The sequence below is a fragment of the Streptomyces sp. NPDC031670 genome, assembly GCF_055580545.1.
Map to the genome: position 1 here is coordinate 138457 of NZ_JBVILC010000004.1, position 21327 is coordinate 159783.

The following is a 21327-nucleotide window of genomic DNA, read 5'->3' on the forward strand; positions in this document are numbered from 1 at the left end:
GCCCGATTGTGAGACGATTCAGCGATCTTCTGTCTGGTCTGTCCGTTATCCGGAAATTTCCCTCACCGACAGTGACGAGGCCCGTACGTGATCACGGGCCCCCGACACCCCCCACCAGCCGGGCCGGGGCTACCTCGGTGCCTCGAAGCCGCCGATCTCCCGCTCCAGCAGTTCGGCCAGCCGCAGCGGGGTGCGGTCCTCGAACATCGGGCCGATGAGCTGCACCCCGACCGGCAGCCCCTCGGGGGACCGGCCCGCCGGTACGGCGGTGGCGGGCAGACCCGGCATGGTGGCCACAGCGGCCCAGACGAGCTGGTCCAAGTACGGATAGTCGACGCCGTCGATGTCGAGCCGGCGTTCGAGCGAGTCGGGGTTGTGGTCGTGCGGGAACGCGGGGGTGGGCGTGATCGGACACACCACGGCGTCGAACTCCGCGAAGAGCCGCCGCCAGCCGTGGCGGTGGAGCTCGCGACGGTTGTTCGCCTCCGTCCAGTCGCGGTGGCTGCACACCAACGCGCGCAGCCGCGCCGCGTCCAGGCTCTGGTCCTCCGCGCCGAGCTGGGCGGCGCGGGCGCGCAAGTGCTCGTACGCCTCGACGGGGAAACGCGCGCCGGTGCCGGCGAACATCAACTGCGTGTAGATCGTCGCGTTCTCGGTCAGGTCGGGCAGCAGCGGACTGTGCCGCTCGACACGGGCGCCGGCGCCCGCCAGCGCGTCGGCCACCCGGTTCACCCCGGCCCGCACCGCGGACCCGGTGGGAATGAGCGGATGCTCCTCCAGCACCAGCACCCGGAAGTCGCCCAGCCGCTCGTGGCGCGCGGGCGGCAGGGCCACGTCGTACGCCACACCGAACGTCAGCGGGTCCGGCCCGGCCATGACGTCGAGCAGGAGCGCGAGGTCGCGGGCGCCGCGCGCCATGGGACCGACGACGGCGAGGTCGTGGGTGACCGGCAGGGCGGGCGCGGGCGGCGGGGTCATACCGCGGTCTGCCACCAGTCCGAGCGACGGCTTGTGCGCGTAGACACCGCAGAAGTGCGCGGGGGTGCGCAGCGAGCCGCCGATGTCGGAGCCGATGGACAGCGCACCGAACCCGGCCGCGAGAGCCGCCGCGGAGCCGCCGGAGGAGCCGCCCGCCGTACGGGCGCGGTCCCAGGGGTTGTTGGTGGTGCCGTAGAGGTCGTTGAAGGACTGCACGTCCTGGAGCCCCACCGGCACGTTCGTCTTGCCGAGCACCACCGCGCCCGCCGCCTTGAGCCGCGACACCTGTACCGCGTCCTCGTCCGGTATGTAGTCCCGGTGCGCCGGCATGCCCCAGGTCGTGGGCAGACCGGCGATGTTGTAGGACTCCTTGACCGTGACCGGGACGCCGAGCAGCGGGCGGTCCTCGCCGCGGGCGCGCGCCTCGTCGGCGGCGCGCGCGGCGGCCCGTGCACGGTCGAAGTCCGGCAGGCAGATCGCGTTGATGGTCCTGTCGTCCCGCTCGATACGGGCGATGGCCTCGTCGGTCAGCTCCGCCGAGGACACTTCACCGGCACGCAGGGCGGCCGTGAGCTGCTCGGCCGTCGAATAGTTCCGCTCCATGGATCCGACGGTACCGGCCGCCGCGTGAGGGCATGAAATACCGTCTCGTACAACAGGTTTGGGGGCAGAGTGGTGTGCCCTCAGCGCACCGGGAAGCCGAAGGAGTAGCCCTGCTGCTTGAGCCAGGGAAGGATCCGGCGCAGGGCCTGGACCGTCTGGGTACGGTCCCCGCCCGCGTCGTGGAACAGGATGGTCGGTCCGTTGTGCAGTTCCCGTTCGACGGTGGCGACGATGGCGTTCGTACCCGGACGCTCGAAGTCCTTGCTGTCCACGTTCCAGCCCAGCGGACGCATGCCCCGGGAAGCGGCGAGCTCGCGGCTGTACGGGGTGAAGGCGCCACCGGGTGCCCGGTAGTACATCGGCCGTACGCCCCCGGACGCCTTGGTGATCATGCGTTCGGCGTCGAGGATCTGCTGCGACTGGTAGGCCTGGGGCTTCTTGTCCATGGCAGTGTTGTGCGACACCGTGTGGTCGCACAGCCGGTGCCCGGCCGCGACGACCTGCTTCACGAGGTCGGGGTGGGCCTGCGCCTGCGTGCCCACCATGCAGAAGGTGGCCTTCACGCCGTACTCCCGCAGCACGTCGAGCACCTGCGGGGTCCACCGGGGGTCGGGGCCGTCGTCGATGGTGATGTTGACGCCGTGGGGCCCCGCCTCCGAGGCGTGGGCGATGGTCGTCGCGACCGTCTTGGCGTCCCCGGCCCGCGTGGCGGGCGCGGACACCTTGGGCGACGGCTCGTCCGAGGGGCCGGCCTGGGCGGTCCATACCGAGGCACCGGTGGCGAGCACCGTCACTCCGATCGCCGCGCCGACCACCTTGCCGTACCAAACCCGCCCGCCGCCGTGCCGTGCCATGTCCGCCCCTTTGCGCAGTCCCTCGCCGAACCCGGTCGCCCTGCGACCACCTGACAGGACGAGGCACACGGGCGAAGGGATGCCTCCGTTACGGATCACGGACATTTCCGGGAAGGTTCGCGGACAACTCCCCTCGGACGGCGGTCAGATATGCAGGGATTAGTCCTGATTTACACCTATATGACATCGGCACACACCGTCGGGCACCGTCCTGCCGGGCAGGCCCGCGGTGCGGCGGTCGGAGAGGGTGGCCGCTCCTTCCCCGCGGGGGAGAACCGGCACCTGGACGGGCGGTCCGGACCGCCCTTCGGGCTTCGCTTCGCCGGGGAAACCGCGTAACCTCCTCGCATCCCGGGACCGCGGGCCCGCAGGGGCCCGCCCGGCGCTCCGGGAGGCGCCGGCCGGGACGGTCGGCGGATGATCCGTAGTGGCGGGAGCAGGTCCCGCGGCGTGCCATGCTCGTTGCATGACGGACCACGAGGAGCTGGTGGTGGCGGGGACGAGCGGCTTCGGCGCACCCGGCGGCGACCCCGTGCTCGCGCCGAGCCGCTACGCGCTTCCCGGCGCATCGGCTGCCGGAGACGACGCGGCGCCCGCCGCGCCGCTCTCCGCCGTGCAGCAGGTGCTCGACGGCCTGCCCGGCTCCGCGATCTTCCTGATGCCGCTGTACGGGGACGACGGACAGGTCTCGGACTTCCGGATCATGGCGGCGGCACCCGAATCGATCGACATCGGGGCCCGCCGGGGCAAGGAACTGGTCGGGCTGAGCGTCCTGGAGACCTACCCGAGCGTGGCCGGCACCGAGCTGTGGGAGGGATACCTCCAGGTACTGCGGAGCGGTGTCCGCTACGAGGGCGACCCGTTCGAGTACGAGGAGGTCCTCGCCGGCATACCGCGCCTGTCCCGCTTCGCCGTCCGGGCCGCGCCCTGCCAGGACGGCCTGATCGTCTCCTGGGTCCGCCTGGACAGCGGGGAGCGCGAGCAGCGCCGGCTCACGGTGATGCAGCGGCTGGGCAGGATGGGATGGGCGGACTGGGACCTGACCCAGTCCGTGATCACCTGGTCGGACGAGGTCTATGCCATGTTCGGCCGCGACCGGTCCCTGGAGCCGATGACGCTTCAGGACCTGGCCGCCCAGGTCGTCACCGAGGACCGTGTGGCCCTGGCCCGGGCCGTGCGGACTCTGCTGCGGCAGGGCAGGCCCGCCGACCACACCTTCCGGATCAACACGCCCGGGGGTGAGATCCGGCACGTACGGATCGTCGCGGAAGCCGAGATGGACGTCCTGGAGCACCCCGTGGAGGTCCACGGCTTCTTCCAGGACCTCACCCCCGAGAAGCGGACCCAGCAGCAGCTGCTGGCACACCAGCAGGCCGCCCTGGCCCAGCAGAGCCTCCTGACCGCCGAACGCGACCTCGCCGGCCGTCTCCAGCACGCCCTGCTGCCCCTGCCGCAGCAGTCCCTGCGCCTCGCGGGGCTCACCGTGGAAGTGGCGTACCAGCCTCTTCAGGAAGGGCTCAACGTCGGCGGCGACTGGTACAGCGCGATCGAGCTGCCCGACGGGGGCGCCCTGCTGGTCATCGGTGACGTCGCCGGCCATGGCCTGGACGCGGTCGCGACGATGGCCCAGCTCCGCTTCACCGCCAAGGGCATGGCGATCACCGGCATGCCCCTGCCCACGATCCTCGCCCGGCTCAACACGCTGCTGCTGCACACGTCCGAGCGGAGCTTCGGCACGGCCACCATGATCATGGCCCATTTCGATCCCGCCACGTCCGAGCTGACCTGGGTGCAGGCCGGCCATCTGCCGCCCCTGCTGCTGCGCGAGGGCCGGGCGAGCTATCTGCCCGCTCCCCACGGCATCCTTCTGGGGGCGACGACCACACCGCGTTACGAGGCCGCCTCCCTGCGCCTGGTACCCGGCGACCATCTGCTGCTGTACACCGACGGCCTGGTCGAGAAGCCGGGCGAGGACCTCGCCGAGGGCCTGGCCCGGCTGGTAAGCGCCGCCGATGCGGGAAACGGGAGCCGCGTCCTGGACGGCATCCTGGACGCGCTGGTCACTCCGGAGGGCCGCCGCGACGACATCTGCGCCCTGCACATCAGTCTGTGAGGGACGGCGGGTCCGCGACGGACGGCCGCGCGACCGACCGCCGGGCCAGGGGGGCAGCCCGTCCGCCGGTCGGACCGCTCGGCCGCCCGCTGACGGTGGCCGAGCGCGCGTGAGCGTTCAGATCCTCCTGGCGCCGTAGAAGCTGCCGAGGTAGCTCATCTTCTCGTAGCGGACGAAGGCTCCCGGCTTCGGGGCGTGCAGGACCATGCCGTTGCCCGCGTAGATGCCCACGTGCAGAAGGTTGTTGAAGAAGACCAGGTCGCCGGGGGCGAGCTGGCTGAAGCTGACCGGGCTGCCGTCGTTGATCTGCGTGTAGGTGACCCGCGATATGTGGACGTTCACCTGGGCGAAGGCCCACTGGGTGAGACCCGAGCAGTCGTAGGAGTCGGGGCCTTCGTGGCCGGACTGGTACGGCTTGCCGATCTGTGTCGCGGCGGCCTGCAGAGCGGCGTATCCACGCCCGGAACCCGGCTTCTCCTGGCCCAGGTTCACGCGCTCGCCGGCGTCACGGCTGGCGCGGTTCTCGTCCTGCTGGATCGTGGCGCGCTCGGCGGTGGTAAGGGTGTTGAGGAGCTTCTGCGCCTCGGCGAGCTTGCCCTGGAAGGCCTTCTTCTTCTCACCGGCCGTCTTGCGGACGTCCGCGAGGGCGGCGAGCTTGCGCGTGGCCTCCGCGCGCTTCTGCGCCAGGGCCCGCTGCTTGGACTGGATGGTCTGGAGGGCCTCGGCCTGCCTTCCGCCCAACTGGTCCATCGCGGAAGCCTTGTCGAGGTAGCTGTCCGGGTCGGCGGAGAGGAAGAGGGCGACGGAGGGGTCCAGACCGCCGGTGCGGTACTGGGCGCTGGCGAGCGAACCGATGCCGTTGCGCAGGACGTTGAGCTCGGCCTGGCCACGGGCCACCTGGTCCTGAAGGGCCGTCACCTCCTTCTGGAGGGCGGTCTGCTTCTCGTTGGCCCCGTTGTACTCCTCGGTGGCCTTCTCCGCCTGGTGGTAGAGCTCGTCGACCTTCGACTTCACCTCGTCCTTGCTCGGCTTGGCAGGCGCGGCGTTGGCGGCCTGGGAGCTGAGCGCGACAGCCGCGGCGGCCGTCGCGGTGAACACGCTGACGCGCGCGCGGCTCGGATTTCTGGGACGACGGTGGGACCCCACGGTAGGCAGCTCCTTCTTCCTCAGAGCCGCCGAACTACGCAGACATGGCGGCTGCTTCGCCGGCACCCCGATTGGGTGAACGATCGCGCGAAGGTTCGAGACCTGACCCTAGTGACCGAGTTGTGATCTGTTCAAATCCTCGTGAGCAAAATCTGGATCCAAGGGCACAGTTTTCCCACATATCGCACACCTGGTACGGGTCGGGACGGCCCCGGAGGTGTGGTGGGCTCCTATGGCGAGATTCGCGCGACGCGTCCTAGATCTCGACGTACGCGACGACCACCACGGTCTTGAGGGCGGTCACGTAGTACAGGACGCGCACGGCTTCCATCTCGTCGATGTACTGCCGCAGTCGGGGGCCGGCGCTGCTGCCCGGGAGCGGCTCGCCGAGGTCGGGATCGACGGAGATGACGACCAGGGCGCGGTCCAGGGCATGCACCTCGGCCTCACTGGTGGTGTTCTCCACCTGTTTGGCGGCGGCGTCGGAGAAGGCGATCCGGGCGCGGCTCGGCCCGTGCCGGGGGGCCATCAGGCCGTACCCGGACGCTGGGCGGCGAGGCGGGTGAGATGAGCCTCGCGCAGCTCCTCCCAGGGCGTGCAGCCCTCGACCGGCGGCAGCCCGTTCTCCGCGATGTCCTCCAGGACGGCGGCGAGCCGGTCGGCCGTGGCGCGGGCCTTGGCCGCGTACGCGCGCACCGCTTCGGCTGCTGCCGGCTCCAACTGCTGCCGTGCGGCGGTACCGGGGGCCGACTGTTCGCTCATCGACAGCTCCAGAGGCGCGGAAGAGGCCTTGTCCGCTCACCACGGTATCGCCGCGCCGGGGAATCCGGGACCGCTCCGCTGAAGCCGCCCCGGGCGCACGCAAGACCGGTGTACGGGCCGCGGACGCCACCGACGTGGGCACAGTAGCCGTGGACGCGGCAAGCCCGTTCCTGCCGCTACGACACCGCTCGGGAAACCACCCTCGCCGCGTCCGCGATCAGCTTGTTGTCGTAGTCGGCGTCCTTCGCGCCACGGTTCGACACGATCGCCATGACGATCGGCGCGCCGTCGGGACGCCATACCACCGCGATGTCGTTACGGATGCCGTAGACGCCGCCCGCACCGGTCTTGTCACCGACCGTCCAGCCCCGGGGGACTCCGGCGCGGATGAGCTCGCCCCCGGTGGTGTTGGTCCGCAACCACCGCGTCAGCCGTGCGCGTTCGGCGGGACGGAGGCGGTCGCCGAGGGCGAACGCGCGCAGGTCCTGGGCCAGGGCGCGGGGTGTCGTGGTGTCCCGTACCGCTCCGGGGGTCCACTGGTTGAGGTCCGGCTCGCGGCGCTCGACGCGGGTCACCGTGTCACCCGCCTCCCGCAGGGCGTTCTCCAGACCCTTCGGTCCACCGAGCGCGTCGAACAGCAGGTTCCCGGCCGTGTTGTCGCTGTAGCGCACGGCGGCGTCGCACAGCTCGCTCAGCGTCATCCCAGTGTCGACGTGCTTCTCGGTGACGGGCGAGTTGGCCACCAAATCGTCCCTGGAGTAGGTGATCACCTTGTTCATACCGTCCAGGGAGTACTTCCGCAGGACGGCCCCGGCGGCGAGCGCCTTGAACGTGGAGGCGTAGGCGAACCGTTCACCGTCGCGGTACGCCACCTCGCGGCCGTCGCCGGTGTTCACCGCGTACACCCCGAGCCGCGCCCCGTACGTGCGCTCCAGCTCCTTGAACGCGGCCAGGGGCGGCTTGGCGTCCGTCTGCGGCCGTGTCGTCGCGGTGGGACGTTCCGAGGACGGCGTCTTGCCGTCGGCCTGCGCGCAGGCCATCAGGGGAAGGCTGGCGAGCAGGGCGAACCCGCCCAGCGTGGCGCGTCGCGCGCGTGAGTACTGCATGTTCCCACCTCCAAGTACCGCTGCTCCAGGGCGTCCTACCGCGGCGCTTTCACCGGAGCGGTAGTGCCCGGTTCCTTGACGAGACGGTCACCGGCGCCGAGCGACTCCCACAGGGCCTTCTCCACGCGGACCTTCTTGGCCGTGCCGTCCTGCAAGCGGACCTCGACGTAGTGGAAGAGGTTGCTGCCGTCGGTCATCCCCTGGGACTTGTCGATGACGACGCCGTCCCAGACATCTTCTTTGTGTACTTTGCGAGACTTGAACATATCGCCAGGGTAGTCGGCCCGCCGCCGAGGCCTCCGGACGCTTGTGCAGGGAGTGCCAGTCCCTGGATCGGCCGGTCTCTCCCGGCCGCGGTACCGGCCGGGCCAGTGTGGTCACCGGCGCCGGGAAACGGCGTCACGGCAGTGTGAGGGCGGGCGTTGGCCGACACCCCCCGCCCCCTCCCGCCCGTACCACTCACAGGAGGCGTAGAAGGACATGCCCAAGATTTCCGCCGAAGACAAGAACCTCACCGTCCTCAACATCTTCACCACCGACGCGCCGGAGAAGCAGGAGGGTCTGCTCGGCGCGATGCGCGAGATCGTCGACTCGGCGGCCTACCCGGGCTGGATGTCGTCGACCGTGCACGCCGGTGTGGACGAGCCGGGCACGGCCAACTTCATCCAGTGGCGCAGCCGCGCCGACCTGGAGGACCGGTACAACGCCGAGGAGTTCGAGCACCGTACGCTCCCGCTCTTCGGTGAGCTGACCACCTCGATCCGGCTGCTCCAGAACGAGATCGTCTATTCCCGCTCCGCGTCCGGCGATCGGGTCGACATCTCTCCGGCCCGCGGCGACTACACCGTCATCACGGTCTTCGGCGTCGAGGAGAAGAACCAGGACGAACTGGTGGACGCGCTCGGCCCGTCGATGGACTTCCTCAGTGACGTTCCGGGCTTCGTCTCCCACACGGTCCTCAAGGGCATCGCCGCCCGCGGCTTCGAGGGCTCCTTCGTGATCTCCTACTCGCAGTGGGAGAACAAGGAGGCCTGGGACGCCTACCAGGCCGTCGCACAGGACGACAAGCCCGCCGCCCGCCAGGACGCCGAGCGCCGCACCGGGTCGCTGCTCACGTCGGTCGACTCCAACACCTACCGGGTCGTCCACACCCGCGCCGCGGGTCAGTGACGAGCAGGCGCCCCGGGACCTAGGCGCTGACCACCTCCCGTACCGCCGCGAGGAACTCCTCCGTCCGCGGGTGTGTCGGGTGGGCCGGGCGGGCGAGGTAGACCGTGGTGGCGGGCGCGTCCGCGAGCGGGACGAAGCGCACGCCGGGGTGGCCGTGGCTCTCCGCCGTGCCCACGGCCCCCACGCCGAACGCGCCGCCGATGGCGATGAGGTTCAGCCACTCGTCGACGTTGTGCACCTCGACCGTGCGGTGCGGGCGCTGCGCCGGGGGCCACAGGTCCACCGAGGCAGTGCCGGTGTCCGGCCACAGCGCCAGCGGGAGGGGCGGGCCGGAGGTGAGCTCGGCCAGCCGCACCCGGTCGCGGCCGGCGAGCGGGTGGTCGTCGGGCAGGGCCGCGACCCGGTCCTCGGTGTAGAGGGCTTCGGTGTGGATACGCGGGTCGGCGGGGACGGTCCGCAGCACCGCCACATCCGTGTCACCGGTGGCCAGGCCCGCGGTGCTGTTGTCCTGGCGGACCACTTCGAGGAGCGCGTGCGGGTGGGCCTGGCGCCAGGTACGCAGCAGCGGCACGGTCTGCTGCCCGAGGACCGCGCAGGTGTAGCCCAGGCGCAGTGGCCGGTCCACGGCCCGGGTGTCGGCCAGCGCCGCGTCGAGGTGGGCGAGGATGGCGCGCCCGTGCCCCAGCAGGGTCGCGCCCGCCTCGGTGAGCTCCAGATGCCGGGAGGAACGGTCGACCAGGCCGACTCCCACGCGCGTCTCCAGCTGGGCGAGCGTACGGGAGAGGGCGGGCTGCGTCATGTGCAGCCGGGCCGCCGCGGCGGTGACCGTACCCGCCTCGGCGATGGCGGCCAGGGCCCTGAGGTGACGCAGTTCCACATCCATGCCTGTAGAGCATAGTCCCTGTCCAGATGGCATTTCCGGACGATGAGCGGGACCCGTAGCGTCGGATGCGCCGGGTGATCGCCCCCGGCTCCACTCCCCGGGGCACTCCCCTGGGGCCGCCCGGTATCTCCGGGTGTTCGTTTTCCAGGCATGGGACGGTGAGTTGTGAGGATTCTTCTGGTCGGCGCGGCCGGCACGCTGGGCTCCGCGGTGCACAGGGCGCTCGCGGAGCGTGGCCACGAGGTGATCGGCGTGGGCCGCACGAGCGGGGACCTGCTCGCCGATGTCACCGACCCGCAGGCGGTGGCCCGGCTGTACGAGCAGGCCGGTCCGCTGGACGCGGTGGCCGTCGCGGCGGGCGCCGCCGTGTTCAAGCCGCTGGCCGAACTGACCGCCGACGACTTCGCGGCGACGTTGCGCGGCAAGGCGCTCAGCCAGGTGGACCTGGTGCGTCAGGGCGTCCGGCACGTTGCCCCGACCGGCTCGTTCTCGCTGATCAGCGGCATCCTCACGGAGGAGCCGATCGTGGCCGGAGCGGCGGCGTCCGCGGCCAACGGCGCGGTGGAGGCGTTCGTACGCGCCGCCGCGATCGAGCTCGCGCCGCAGCGGATCAACGCGGTCAGCCCGACGGTGGTCGAGGAGTCCCTGCCCGCCTACGGGCCGTTCTTCGTGGGCATGGAGGCCGTGCCCGCGGCGCGCGCCGCGATGGCTTACGTCCGCTCCATCGAGGGTGCGCAGACGGGGCAGATATACCGCGTGCACTAGTGCCCGGGAGCCTGGGTTTGGCCTAGCCGTACCGGGGGGAACCCACGCACCTCCGAGGGCGCGGCGGCCCCGGGCGCCATGCCGTACGGACCGGGGCACCTCGCCCGGATGGCACGCATCCGGGCAGGCGGCGCGGTCCGGACCGGTCGTTGCCGAGGCCGGGTCCACCGCGCCGCCTCCGCCCGCACGGCGATGAGCGCCGGTGGGCTCAACGGCCCGGCAGGGCCTGCCCGGTCGCCGGTGTGCCCTCGCTCCACAGGCGCGGGCCTCCCCGGTCGCGCAGGCGGCGCAGGAAGGACAGGACGCCCGCGCTGCCCGTGGCCCATCCCGGCCCGGACGCGGCCAGGGTGTTGTCGGGGAACAGCGGTCGGCGTGGGGTGCCGCCGCTGCGGCACAGGATCAGGGCCAGCACCTCCTCGGCGGCGCGGTGCGGTTCGCGGTCGCCGGTGGCGGCCCCGGCGTCGATGAGCAGTTCGCCGACGCCGGCCAGTCCGCAGCACTGCGACACGGGGCTCATACGGGGTGCGAGGCCGTGGCACGCCCAGGCGCACCGCACTCCCAGCTCGGTCAGGTGCGGGTCGCGCTCGTGACCGCCCGCCTCGATCAGCAGGGTTCCGATCCCGGCGAGTCCACGGCACCAGGACCCATAGCGCCGGTGGGCCTCGGGGCGGGCCGCGAGTTCCAGCAGGCGGGGTGTGTGACCGGCGAGCTCGGCCAGTCCGGAGCGGGCCACCGCCCCGGAGGCGGGATCGCCGGTGAAGCGGTGGTAGGCGTGGAGGAAGTGGATGACACCGGCCCGGCCGTGGGCGAAACCGAACGGGAAGGCCGCCTCGGACGCCGCCGCCGAGCGCTGCGGTCGCGGACGCTCCCGGCCGCTCTCCGCGGCCAGCAGAGCCCGGGCACACTCCCCCGCCGCGGCCAGGTGTACGTCCGCCTCCTCGGCTCGCCCCGCCGCGTACGCACGCCGTGCCAGTACCAGCAGTCCCGTCCCCGCGCCCGCCGCCCCACCGATCTGGTCACCGGAATCGTCGTAGGGCCGTGAGCCGACGGGGGCCGTCAACGCCGCTGGTGTGCTGCTCACTTGGGCGGCATTGAGGAACAGGTCGACGCCGGTGCGGCCGGTGTGCAGCGCGGCGGTCAGCGTGGGCAGGGCGGTGTGGCGGGCGGTCCGCTGGGCGAGGCCCGCAACGGCCTCGGGGACGCCCGGGTGTGCCGTGTGGTGCAGCAGCTCCAGGCCCACACCGGCCGCCCCGTCGTAGAGGGTGAGCCCGAAGTGCAGCTGCCCGGCCCGAGGTTGCCGCCCCACCGGCAATTCGGCGGCGGCCGTGGTACAGACCGCCACCGTGTGCGCGATCAGATCGTCCAGGAGGCCGCGGGTGATCCTCGGTGGTGCGGGGAGCCGCTGCCCGGTGGGCTTCGGTGGCGGCTGCCCGGTGGTCGCGGATGGCGGCTGCCCGCGCCAACGCCGGGCGCAGGCCGCACGCCGTATCGGCTCGGGATCCAGGAGCCCGGCGACGAGTTCGCGTACCGGACGGTGTGGTCCACCCGGCAGCACGGCGGCCAGACAGGCGAGGGTGCGGTCCCGGTTCACGCGGTCGTCGCGGTCGACGACGACAGGGTCCATGCCGGTCAGCGCGAAGTACAGGGTCGCGCCGAGCGCGTACAGGTCGTCGGCGGGACCGGGGGGCTCGCCCGCGCGGTACACCGGCATCGAGTAGCCCGGCGTCGCACCCGCGGGCCGGTCGCCGTGCAGGGCGCTGACGCCGAAGTCCACGAGGTACGCGGTGCCGTCCTCGGCGAGCACCACGTTGGACGGTTTGAGGTCGCCCACCACCACGCCCCGGGCGTGCACCGCTTCGAGCACGGCCAGGAGACGACGCGCCAGCACGGTCGTCTCGCGGGTGTGCGCACGCGCGTCGGCCACCGCAGGGCTTGCGGTCGCGGCTCCGCTCGCGGCGGCGTACGGTCCGTGGGCCAGCACGTCGCGGCGGAGGTCGCTCGGTCCGCAGTCGGTGATGACCAGGTACTCGTCGTCGCCGTGCCGGACGTGGTCGCGCACCAGGGGCACGCCGTCGACACCCGCCAGTGTTTCCAGCACGGTGTGCTCGTGCCGCAGCCGGCCTCGGGCGTCCACACCGTCGGGACCCTCACCGACGTGGGCCCTGGCCTGCTTGACGATCACCCGCTCGCCGGAGCCGTCGTCCACGGCGCGGTAGACGTCTCCGTGAGGAGAGCGGGCGACGCCCGTGGTGAGCCGGTAGCGCCCGCCGATCAGGGGAGTGGGACGGCCCGTGGGCGCCGTGGCGGAGCGGAACGGGTCGGCCGCCCAGGGGGGCTGGCGGTAGCGCGTGCCCGCCCGGCCCGGGAAGCGCTCCCCCTCGGGGCCGGTCATGACGAGTGAGACGTCGTCGGTGCCCGTGGCCCGGAACGTTCCGTACCGGTAGTAAACGGGGGCGTCGGAGCGGATCTGCCGGTCGCTGAGTACCCGGGGTCCTGTCCGGCCGGCCAGGAGGTCCGCCAGTTCACGTCCCAGCGCCGCAACGTCCTGGGAGCGCGGATAGACGGTGACCGCCTTCCCGACGAGCGCGGCATCGAGCGATCCGCTGTTCATCAGACCCAAGGTCGCCGCGTCGCGTGCGAATTTGGCGTCGCAGACATGGCGCAGCAGCACGGGGACGATGAGGCCCGCTACCTGGTCGAGCTCCTCCGCGCGGGCGGATATGTGCAGTTTCCAGCCGTGAGCGGGGAGTTCGGCCGCCCGGGACCGTGGTGCGAACAGGTAGAGCCACTGGTCGTCGGCAACGAGTCGCCGCTCGGCTCCGGCCACCAGGGTCCGGAGGTGTTCGTCGAGGTTCCGCTCCGGGCCCGGGCCACCGGCGCCGGGGGGGCCGGGCCTCCTCTGACCCCGGGAAACGCACGCCGGTGGCGGCCGACCCGGGCCCGTCCTCACCGGCCCGGACCGGTCCGGCCGCCACCGCGCCGCTCGCCTAGTCGCAGGCGAAGCGGGTCGTCGCCGTCACCCAGGGGTCCGCCAGACACGCCTGGAGGCCCCGGGAGGGGTCTGTCTGCTCCTCGAAGGTGATCTCTTCTTCCTCCACGGCCACGTCGAGCGGGCCGGCGTCCCGGATCTGCAGTGCCACAGGGCTCATGACGGTCCTTTCTGTGCACAAAAAGGGAAGGTTCGATGGAGAGATTGTCAAGCGCATGCCAGTTTCACCGAAGTCGAACGAACGGGCAAGAGGCGGGACTTGAGTGGTACGGCGATCAACGCGACGTCCGGACGTCCCCACGCGTCCAGGCCCGTGGTGGCCGGCATGTCGTAGCCGTCGCGGTTGGACACCGGGCCACTGGAGCCCAGCGATTGGTCCAGTCCAATATAGGGACCGTGACCACCGCGCAGACACAGAAGCAGACCGCACCCACCGAACCACCAGCCGTCCGCCCCCCGTTGTGGGACCGGCGCTTCACGCTGTACTTCACCGCCCGCTCCGTCTCGCTGGTCGGCGACGCGATGATGCCGGTCGCCACGGCACTCGCGGTCGGCGCGGTGTACGGGGTGTCGGGCGTCGGCTACGTCCTCGGCACCTGGACCGGGACGTTCGTGCTCCTCGTCCTGTTCGGCGGGGTGTTCGCCGACCGGTTCGGCGCGCGCCGGATGATGGTCGGCGCGGACCTGGCCAGGGTGCTCACCCAGGGAGCGCTGTCGGCGGCCTTCTTCGTCGGGACGCCGCCGTTCTGGTTGCTCCTGTCGATGGCGGCGCTGGCCGGGGCGGCCGTAGCGATGTTCCTGCCGGGAGTGAACGGGATGGTTCCGCTCGTCGCCCGCGAGCCACAGCGGGCGAACGGCACGCTCAAGGTGGCCGACGCGCTCGCCCACCTGCTCGGACCGACGCTGGCCGGTGTACTGCTCACGCTGACGGGCGCCGGGACCGTGTACGCCATCGACGCCGGGACCTTCCTGCTCAGCGCCGTATGCCTGGGCCTCGTCCCGCTCGCCCCGCACGCCGCTCCCGGCAAGTCCCCGGCAGGCTCCGACTCCCCCGCCCGTACCGGCCGTTCGCTCCGGCGCGACCTGCGCCAGGGATGGCTGGAGTTCCGGGCACGCACCTGGATGTGGGCGGTGATCCTGATCTGGGTGGGCTACGGCGTGCTGCTCTTCGGCCCCCTCGTACCGCTGGGCTCGACGCTGATCAGCGCCCGGCACGGTTCGAAGACCTACGGCCTGGCGGTGTCCTTCCTCGGCGTCGGAACGGTGCTCGGCGGTCTGCTGGCCCTGCGGCTGCGTCCCGCCCGGCCGCTGGCCGCCGGCGCGGCGGCGATGGTGCTGTACACGGCACTCCCGCTCTGCGTGGCACTCGGCGCCGATCTGCCCGTCCTGCTGGCGGGCCATGTCCTGGGCGGCGGGGCCTGGGCGTTCTGGTCGGTGATGTGGGCGACCAGCGTGCAGACCCACACCCCGCCCGCGGTGCTCAACCGCGTCACGGCGTACGAGCAGGCGGGTTCGGTGTCCGGTATGGCGCTCGGCCAGATACTGGCCGGCCCGGCCACCGCGCTGGTCGCCCCCGAGCATCTGATGCTTGTGTCGGCGGGCGCGTGCCTGGCGGGCTGTGTGGCACTGTTCGCGGTCCCGGCGATCCGCACCCTGGGCCGTGCCGTCCCTGGGGACGGGGGTGAGCCGCGGCTGCCGGACGGGCGGTGAACGGGCCTCGCGCCCGCCGTCAGTGCGGGGGCGGGTCGTCGTGCAGCAGCCGCTGGAAGAGGCGGTGGTCGCGCCAGGCACCGTTGATGTGCAGGTACTTGGGGGCGGTGCCGAACTGCTCGAATCCGGCCTTGGCGAGCACCCGCTGCGAGGCGATGTTGTCCACCAGGGTGCCGGCCTCCACACGGTGCAGACCGAGTTCGTCGCGGGCGATGCGGCAGGCCTCCCGCACCGCGGCGGTGGCCAGTCCCCTGCCCGCCCACTCCTGGTCCACCCAGTAGCCCAGTCCGCCGCTGCGGAACGGGCCGAGGGCGATACCGCCGAGGTTGATGGCGCCCACCGGGGTGCCGGTAGCCGCTTCGATCAGTACGTACGGCCGCAGGCGCCCTGCCGCGCGCTCCGCGAGCAGTCCGCTGATCCTGTCGCGCTGGCCGTGCTCGGTATAGAACTCCTCGGGCCGGTACGGCTCGAAGGGCCGCATCGGCACCCGGTTGCGGCGCAGCGTCTCCGCCAGGCCCGCCGCGTCCCCGGGTGAGACCTCACGTATCGCCACCCCGTCGATCATCACGGGCGCAGCATACCGACGGGGGGTGCGAGGGTTGTTTCCGGGCGCCCGGGATGGCTGAGCACCGCGACGGGGGCCGCTGAGCGCCGCGACCCCGGACACTCGCGAGCTCACCCGGCGCGGGGGGGGCGGCTCGGCCGGGCACCCGGACACGGCCGCCGTGTGCCGACGCCCCGCCGGTTTCGTACGCTGGCGGCATGCGCATGCGACCCACGCTGAGCTGGACCCCCGACACGAGCCTCCCGCCCGGCACCACGGACCTCGGGCCGGTCGCCGACGCGCTGAGCACCGGCGGTGTGCTCGTGCTCAGCGGGGCCGGCCTCTCCACGGAGTCGGGCATCCCCGACTACCGGGGCGAGGGCGGAAGCCTCAGCCGGCACACGCCGATGACGTACCAGGACTTCACCGCCAGTGCGCAGGCCAGGCGCCGGTACTGGGCACGCAGCCACCTGGGCTGGCGCACCTTCGGACGGGCGCGGCCCAACGCCGGACACCGGGCCGTGGCCGCGTTCGGGCGGCACGGCCTGCTCAACGGTGTGATCACCCAGAACGTGGACGGTCTGCACCAGGCCGCGGGCAGCGAGGGTGTGGTCGAGCTGCACGGCGGCCTCGGCCGTGTCATCTGCCTCTCCTGCGGCGATGTCAGCCCGCGCCGCGAGCTCGCCCGGCGGCTGGAGGAGGCGAACCCGGGTTTCGCGCCGGTGGCCGCCGGAATCAACCCCGACGGCGACGCCGACCTCACGGACGCGCAGGTCGCGGACTTCCACGTGGTGCCCTGCACCGTCTGCGGCGGCATCCTCAAGCCGGACGTGGTGTTCTTCGGCGAAACCGTCCCTCCGCGGCGGGTCGCGCGCTGCCGCGCGCTGGTGGCCGAGGCGAGGTCCCTGCTCGTCCTGGGCTCATCGCTGACCGTGATGTCCGGGCTGCGTTTCGTACGCCAGGCCGCGCAGGCCGGTACCCCCGTCGTGATCGTCAACCGGGATCCCACCCGCGGCGACCAGCACGCCGTCACCCGGGTCGCGCTCCCCCTGGGCACGGCCCTCACCACCGTCGCCGAGCGCCTGGGCATCCCCGTGGACGACCCGGCGGCCGTCTGACGAGCCGGGCCACCGGGCCGTGGGAACTCGCCGCGCGCCGACCCTCCGTCAGCCGCGGGTCAATCGAGGTACTGTGCCTCGCCGTTGCCCAGCGACCAGTCGGCGTCGGTGTTCTCGGTCAGCACCACGAAAACGTTGCGGGGCTCCGTTCCGGCGTATTCCTGGGCGAGTTCGGCGATGCGCCGGTACAGGGCCCGCTTCTGCGCGGCCGGCCGGCCCTCGCGCAAGGTGATCGCCACGTAGACGATGCCGTCGTCCCGCCGTACGCCGAGGTAGGTGCCGTGCCGCAGGACGCCACCGCGGCCGTCGTGTGCCGTCAGGATCTGGAACCGGTCGTCGTCGGGAAAGCCCATCACCTCGCCCAACGCCTCGTGGACCGCCCGCCCCAGCGCCGTCAGCCGCTCGGCGTCACCGCCCAGCACATCGATGCGTACGAGCGGCATACATCCTCCTGAGGCGGGATCGGCAAAGTACTCTCCTGATCGTACATACTAGTAGGTACAGACTCGCGGCGGCCCGGCCCTGACGGACGACTGATCCCGACCATCCCGGCCAACAGCCGTCCCGCTACCGGCCCCTCCGCAACGCGAACTCGTTGCCGTCCGGGTCGAGCAGCAACGTGCGACCCCCGGCCGGCTCGCCGGTGTGCGCGTCGGCCTCGGTGTCGGGGCGCCTCGCGCCCAGCGCGACCAAACGGGCCACCTCCGCCTGCCAGTCCGCGTCCACGGGAAGCGTCAACTCCAGGTACAGCCGGTTCGCACCCGTCTTCGGCGCCACGGGAGGGCCGCCCCAGGTGATCTTCGTGCCGCCGTCCGGCGACTGGATCGCGGTCTCCTCGTCCTGGTCCCAGACCAGCGGCCACCCGAGCGCACGACTCCAGAAGTAGCCGACCTCCTGTGTACCGTCGCAGGCCAGCGCTCCGATGAAGCCGGTGTCGGCGAGGAACTTGTTGCCCGCCGGAATCACGCAGAACTCGTTGCCGTCCGGGTCGGCGAGCACCACATGGCCCTCTTCCGGGAGTTGGCCCACATCGATGTGCTGGCCGCCGAGCTCCAGCGCCCTGGCCACCGTCCGCCCCTGGTCCTCGGGGAAGGTGCTCGTCAGGTCGAAGTGCGCCCGGTTCGGGCCGGTCTTCGGCTCCTGGCTCGGCAGGAAACGGATGCGGAACCCGGTGGGATCGGGAGGCAGGATCGCGATGCCCTCGCCCGGGTCGTCGGTCGGCTTCCAGCCCAGGACGCCGGACCAGAAACGCGCCAGGTCCGACGGCCTGGTCGCGTTGAAGCAGATCGCGGACAGATGACTGCTCATACCCCGTACAACTCCGATCCTTGACGGCCCGATACGGTGCCTGACCCGCGCCGCGAGCGCAGCCTAGACGTGGCCGCGCGGCCCCCGCATCCGGATTTTCCGGCGGACAACCACCCGCCTCCCACTTGGAGGCGCATGCCCTGGAGATGTCCATCTCCGCGGCAACGTGGGCGATCGGACGTGACTCGCACCGCTCGACAAATCGTCTGCGGCCCTCAATGGAGAGCGGTGCGTTGGCATGGGTGCCCGTCAGATGGCGGCGAGGCTGTTGAGCAGGTGGCCAAGCTCTGCCGGCGCCTCAATGTGGGCCAGATGGCCCTGCCCGGCGAGCTCGTGGACTCCGGCGTGAGCGACATGCTGCCGCACATGGTCGAACGACGTTCCGTAGGGGGCTGTTCCGCGGTTGCGCCGGCCGATGATCAGGTCCACTTGATCTGCCCGTCGCGCCATCACCTCCGGAGGCGGCGCCGCGTTGAGCGCGCCGAGTTCGGCGTACAGCGGTTCGCTCAAGCGACGCAAGATCGCCCAACCGTGCCGATCGGCCCGAAGATCCTCGACATGCGCAGCGGAGAAGCCGGAAATCTGCCGATTGATGATCTCGACGCTGCGATCCCAGTCCGCCGCCTCCGCTGCGCTCTTCAGGTCCGGCACCGCCTGGCGTCCGAACGGCCGCATCACCGGTTCGTAGGCGATCACTTGGGGAACCGGGCGGTCGTTGGCGGCCAGCAAGGTGATCAAGCCGCCGTAGCTCCAGCCGAAGAGCGCCCTCGTGCTGTCGAACTCGTCGAGGACCACGCCCAGGTCCTCGACCTCTGTCCGCAGCGAGTAGGAAGTGGTCAAGGGCCCCGAGGGAGTGCGTCCCCGACGGTTTACGACTATCACCGAGGGCCAGGCCTCGATGGCGCCCACGACCCGGCGCCACGTGTGCGCATCGCTCATGACGCCCGGGACGATGACGAGGCCCGGAGCGTCCGGCTCCCCGTATACATCGACCGTGACCCAGCTGTCCCCGCCGACTGCGACCTTTTTCTGAATCGTCCGCTCCATAAATCTATTATGGAGCGAACGATCTACAATGCAAGCGTGACCGAACGCACCCGTGGACGCCCCCGAGCCTTCGACCGCGACCGTGCGGTCCTCGAAGCCGCTCGCCTCTTCTGGCGACGCGGCTACTCCGGCACCTCGACCCGCACCCTGACCGCGGCCCTCGGGCTCTCCACGTCCAGCCTCTACGCCGCCTTCGGCAGCAAGGCCGGACTGTTCGAGGAAGCGGTGCGGACCTACGCCGAGCGGTACCGCGAGATCTACCAGCAGGCTGTCGCCGAGGACCGCATCCAAACCGTCATCGAACGCGTCCTGACCGACTCGGTCCGCGAGTTCACCCAGCCGAGCGGCACACACCCGGGGTGCCTCATCAGCAGTGCCGTGATGACCGACAGCACGAGCACGCTCGACACCAGCGCCTACGTCGCCGAACTGCACAGCTCGAACGAGCAGGCCCTCCTCGTGCGCGTCGAGCGAGCGATCCGGGACGGAGAACTGACCGCGGGCACCAACGCGGCGGTCCTGACCGGGCTCATCCAATCCGTCTGGCACGGACTGTCAGTGCGGTCCAACGTCGACACGGCTCGCGAGGACCTGCTCGCGACGGCGCGACTTGCTCACCAACTGATCTGCCGACAACTCACGTCACCAACGTCCTGACCCGCGACGGCTAGCGGTCGGCAGCGGTGTCGGGGCCGCTGCCCAGCGGGCGACGGCGGCCACCGGGCGGGGGTCCGGGCTTCGGGGACGGGAGCGGGGTGCCGCCGCCGACGGCCGGCGCGCGCTCGACGGCCGCGCCGCACTCGTCGGTACGGGACTGCTCGTCGTCGGCCGTGCGGGGGCCGGTGCCCAGGGGGCGGCGCGTGGTGCTCACGGAGTCGAGTCTTCCAGGGGTACGGGGTTCAGTACGCCCCGAGCCCGGAGATCGTCGACATCGGGGAGGTGGGCCTGGTCCAGGGGGCCGGTGTCGAGGTCGGCCTCGGTGGCGCGCAGGCGGGGACGGGTTTCGGCGGTCGGCGCCGGGGACTGTGGGGCCCGGGGGCCGGTGCCGAGGGAACGGCGGGTTGGAGTCACGGCGGGAGTATTCCACCTGCGCTTTTGCCTGCCAATTCGAACGCACTGTCTAATACCGCCATGGCAACCTTCCCCTTCCCCCGTGATCTCGTGATGGCCCAGGTGGCGTGGTACGACGCGTACCGGCGGCTGACCGACCCCGCGCCGGGCGGGACGGCCGCCGCCCGGCGCAGGCTCCAGCGGCTCTCCGTCCTCATCGCCGCCCACCCGCACTGGGGCCCGGAGGGCCCCTCCCCCGCGGCCCGGATGGCGCTGCGCGAGCACGCGCGCCGGGAGGTACGGCCGTAGGCGGCCGGGCGACGACACGTACGCGGGACGCCTCAGCCGGGCCGGACCGTACGGCCGGCCCCGAGGACGGGCGACGAAAGGGCCCCGGTCGGTATCGCAGCCGGCCGGGGCGCTTCCCTCAGTCGCGGTCCGCTGACTGCCGGCACCACCTCACGAGGCGGAAAGGGGTCAGCGAACCGCCACACGGAACACCGGCGACGCGGTGTTTCCGTTCACGATGCGCAGGTCGTTCCTGCCCTTCAGCCCCAGCATGACGCCGAGCGAGTAGGTGCCCTTGGACTTGAGCGGGGTCACAGCGGGCAGGCTGACCCACCGCTTGCCCTGCTTCTGCTGGAGGACGACCCGGCTGCCCGGCTTCAGACCGGTCGCCGAGCCGGTGACCCGGAACAGCCGCCACGCCTTCACCGAGGTCACCGAGGACTGCGCGGTGATGCCGGCCTTGACGGTGGTCGCCTTCGCGGCGGAGGCTCCGGCCGTGGCCGGGGCGGCGGCGGAGGCGACGGTTCCCGCGAGCGCGACGGATGCCGCGCTGACGACGCCCACGGCGGCGATACACAGGGAGTGCCGCTTGGTGATGGCCATGAAGATCCCTCTCAGTTGAAAAGCCCTAGATCTCACGCTTGAGCGAGTTGGGTCTGTTTGTTCGCTTCTTACCTGATGAGATGCTTTTCATCCTGGAGGTGTTGTCCTGCGCGTGTCACCGGCCCATGCCAGCGGTCCCATGGCCCCGCGAGCCGCCACCACCCGCACCGACCACCCCACCGCGCGGCTTGCGCTCGCCCATCGGGGTGTACGCCGCACCCCTCCCGGTGGGTGCAGTGGTGCCCTCCTCGCCCGCCCGCACAGGCGGACGGACGAGGAGGGCACAGAGG

At 71.7% G+C, this 21327-nt stretch carries 24 protein-coding genes; 7 read left to right on the forward strand and 17 right to left on the reverse strand.

Going from position 1 to position 21327, the window contains the following annotated elements; translation table 11 throughout:
* Positions 1-129: 129 nt before the first annotated feature.
* Together ACZ5ID_RS10120 and ACZ5ID_RS10125 are read right to left on the reverse strand one after the other, a co-directional pair.
* On the reverse strand, positions 130-1581 hold the full coding sequence (locus ACZ5ID_RS10120; RefSeq protein ID WP_468895415.1) for an amidase: 1452 nt from the start codon (positions 1579-1581) through the stop codon (positions 130-132).
* A gap of 80 nt (positions 1582-1661) precedes the next feature.
* Positions 1662-2435, reverse strand: coding sequence for a polysaccharide deacetylase family protein (locus ACZ5ID_RS10125; RefSeq protein ID WP_468895418.1), 774 nt, complete (start codon positions 2433-2435; stop codon positions 1662-1664).
* A 466-nt stretch (positions 2436-2901) separates the two neighbouring features.
* Here ACZ5ID_RS10125 and ACZ5ID_RS10130 point away from each other — a divergent pair, with 466 nt between their 5' ends.
* Positions 2902-4548, forward strand: a complete 1647-nt coding sequence (locus tag ACZ5ID_RS10130; RefSeq protein WP_468895421.1) for a PP2C family protein-serine/threonine phosphatase — start codon at positions 2902-2904, stop codon at positions 4546-4548.
* Positions 4549-4665: 117 nt separating this feature from the next.
* On the opposite strand, the gene ACZ5ID_RS10135 is transcribed toward ACZ5ID_RS10130, so the two are convergent.
* The 5 genes from ACZ5ID_RS10135 to ACZ5ID_RS10155 all read right to left on the reverse strand — a co-directional run bounded on the left by ACZ5ID_RS10135 (position 4666) and on the right by ACZ5ID_RS10155 (position 7828).
* Positions 4666-5694, reverse strand: a complete 1029-nt coding sequence (locus ACZ5ID_RS10135; protein ID WP_468895424.1) for a C40 family peptidase — start codon at positions 5692-5694, stop codon at positions 4666-4668.
* Between the two features lie 256 nt (positions 5695-5950).
* Positions 5951-6223 (reverse strand): hypothetical protein, encoded by a 273-nt coding sequence (locus tag ACZ5ID_RS10140; protein ID WP_406553644.1) that lies wholly within the window; start codon positions 6221-6223, stop codon positions 5951-5953.
* Positions 6223-6456: a hypothetical protein gene (locus ACZ5ID_RS10145; protein WP_468895427.1), complete on the reverse strand. Its 234-nt coding sequence runs from the start codon at positions 6454-6456 to the stop codon at positions 6223-6225. Before ACZ5ID_RS10145 ends, ACZ5ID_RS10140 begins: the two co-directional genes overlap by 1 nt.
* A gap of 176 nt (positions 6457-6632) precedes the next feature.
* Positions 6633-7562 (reverse strand): class A beta-lactamase, encoded by a 930-nt coding sequence (bla, locus tag ACZ5ID_RS10150; protein WP_468895430.1) that lies wholly within the window; start codon positions 7560-7562, stop codon positions 6633-6635.
* A 35-nt stretch (positions 7563-7597) separates the two neighbouring features.
* Positions 7598-7828 (reverse strand): DUF7489 domain-containing protein, encoded by a 231-nt coding sequence (locus ACZ5ID_RS10155; protein ID WP_468895433.1) that lies wholly within the window; start codon positions 7826-7828, stop codon positions 7598-7600.
* A 214-nt stretch (positions 7829-8042) separates the two neighbouring features.
* Here ACZ5ID_RS10155 and ACZ5ID_RS10160 point away from each other — a divergent pair, with 214 nt between their 5' ends.
* Positions 8043-8732: an antibiotic biosynthesis monooxygenase family protein gene (locus ACZ5ID_RS10160; RefSeq protein WP_468895436.1), complete on the forward strand. Its 690-nt coding sequence runs from the start codon at positions 8043-8045 to the stop codon at positions 8730-8732.
* A gap of 19 nt (positions 8733-8751) precedes the next feature.
* On the opposite strand, the gene ACZ5ID_RS10165 is transcribed toward ACZ5ID_RS10160, so the two are convergent.
* Positions 8752-9615 (reverse strand): LysR family transcriptional regulator, encoded by an 864-nt coding sequence (locus ACZ5ID_RS10165; protein WP_468895439.1) that lies wholly within the window; start codon positions 9613-9615, stop codon positions 8752-8754.
* Between the two features lie 165 nt (positions 9616-9780).
* Here ACZ5ID_RS10165 and ACZ5ID_RS10170 point away from each other — a divergent pair, with 165 nt between their 5' ends.
* Positions 9781-10380 (forward strand): short chain dehydrogenase, encoded by a 600-nt coding sequence (locus ACZ5ID_RS10170; protein ID WP_468895442.1) that lies wholly within the window; start codon positions 9781-9783, stop codon positions 10378-10380.
* A 208-nt stretch (positions 10381-10588) separates the two neighbouring features.
* Here the strand turns inward: ACZ5ID_RS10170 and lanL are convergent, their stop codons facing one another.
* Positions 10589-13207, reverse strand: a complete 2619-nt coding sequence (lanL, locus tag ACZ5ID_RS10175; RefSeq protein WP_468895445.1) for a class IV lanthionine synthetase LanL — start codon at positions 13205-13207, stop codon at positions 10589-10591.
* A gap of 160 nt (positions 13208-13367) precedes the next feature.
* Positions 13368-13529, reverse strand: coding sequence for an SflA family class IV lanthipeptide (locus tag ACZ5ID_RS10180; RefSeq protein ID WP_406553885.1), 162 nt, complete (start codon positions 13527-13529; stop codon positions 13368-13370).
* Between the two features lie 236 nt (positions 13530-13765).
* Between ACZ5ID_RS10180 and ACZ5ID_RS10185 the strand changes: the two genes are divergently transcribed.
* Complete coding sequence (locus ACZ5ID_RS10185; protein ID WP_468895448.1) at positions 13766-15079, forward strand: MFS transporter; 1314 nt, start codon at positions 13766-13768, stop codon at positions 15077-15079.
* A gap of 19 nt (positions 15080-15098) precedes the next feature.
* Here ACZ5ID_RS10185 and ACZ5ID_RS10190 read toward each other — a convergent pair whose 3' ends face one another.
* Positions 15099-15644: a GNAT family N-acetyltransferase gene (locus ACZ5ID_RS10190; protein WP_468896170.1), complete on the reverse strand. Its 546-nt coding sequence runs from the start codon at positions 15642-15644 to the stop codon at positions 15099-15101.
* 197 nt (positions 15645-15841) lie between these two features.
* On the opposite strand from ACZ5ID_RS10190, the gene ACZ5ID_RS10195 reads away from it, so the two are divergent.
* The gene (locus ACZ5ID_RS10195; RefSeq protein WP_468895451.1) at positions 15842-16741 is read left to right on the forward strand and encodes an NAD-dependent protein deacetylase; all 900 of its coding nucleotides are present in this window, start codon (positions 15842-15844) and stop codon (positions 16739-16741) included.
* Positions 16742-16800: 59 nt separating this feature from the next.
* Here the strand turns inward: ACZ5ID_RS10195 and ACZ5ID_RS10200 are convergent, their stop codons facing one another.
* The 3 genes from ACZ5ID_RS10200 to ACZ5ID_RS10210 all read right to left on the reverse strand — a co-directional run bounded on the left by ACZ5ID_RS10200 (position 16801) and on the right by ACZ5ID_RS10210 (position 19096).
* Positions 16801-17184 (reverse strand): tautomerase family protein, encoded by a 384-nt coding sequence (locus tag ACZ5ID_RS10200; RefSeq protein WP_468895454.1) that lies wholly within the window; start codon positions 17182-17184, stop codon positions 16801-16803.
* A 124-nt stretch (positions 17185-17308) separates the two neighbouring features.
* Positions 17309-18049, reverse strand: a complete 741-nt coding sequence (locus ACZ5ID_RS10205) for a VOC family protein (protein ID WP_468895457.1) — start codon at positions 18047-18049, stop codon at positions 17309-17311.
* A gap of 249 nt (positions 18050-18298) precedes the next feature.
* The gene (locus tag ACZ5ID_RS10210; protein WP_468895460.1) at positions 18299-19096 is read right to left on the reverse strand and encodes an alpha/beta fold hydrolase; all 798 of its coding nucleotides are present in this window, start codon (positions 19094-19096) and stop codon (positions 18299-18301) included.
* Between the two features lie 36 nt (positions 19097-19132).
* Between ACZ5ID_RS10210 and ACZ5ID_RS10215 the strand changes: the two genes are divergently transcribed.
* A complete protein-coding gene (locus ACZ5ID_RS10215; RefSeq protein WP_468895463.1) occupies positions 19133-19753 on the forward strand; it encodes a TetR/AcrR family transcriptional regulator in 621 nt (206 codons plus the stop codon).
* A gap of 10 nt (positions 19754-19763) precedes the next feature.
* On the opposite strand, the gene ACZ5ID_RS10220 is transcribed toward ACZ5ID_RS10215, so the two are convergent.
* Positions 19764-19967 (reverse strand): hypothetical protein, encoded by a 204-nt coding sequence (locus ACZ5ID_RS10220; protein WP_468895466.1) that lies wholly within the window; start codon positions 19965-19967, stop codon positions 19764-19766.
* Positions 19964-20167 (reverse strand): hypothetical protein, encoded by a 204-nt coding sequence (locus ACZ5ID_RS10225; RefSeq protein ID WP_468895469.1) that lies wholly within the window; start codon positions 20165-20167, stop codon positions 19964-19966. Before ACZ5ID_RS10225 ends, ACZ5ID_RS10220 begins: the two co-directional genes overlap by 4 nt.
* Before the next feature lie 60 nt (positions 20168-20227).
* Between ACZ5ID_RS10225 and ACZ5ID_RS10230 the strand changes: the two genes are divergently transcribed.
* On the forward strand, positions 20228-20455 hold the full coding sequence (locus ACZ5ID_RS10230; protein ID WP_468895472.1) for a hypothetical protein: 228 nt from the start codon (positions 20228-20230) through the stop codon (positions 20453-20455).
* A gap of 168 nt (positions 20456-20623) precedes the next feature.
* On the opposite strand, the gene ACZ5ID_RS10235 is transcribed toward ACZ5ID_RS10230, so the two are convergent.
* Positions 20624-21037 carry a hypothetical protein gene (locus ACZ5ID_RS10235; protein WP_468895475.1) on the reverse strand — a complete coding sequence of 138 codons (414 nt, stop codon included), beginning with the start codon at positions 21035-21037 and terminating at the stop codon, positions 20624-20626.
* Positions 21038-21327: the final 290 nt, after the last annotated feature.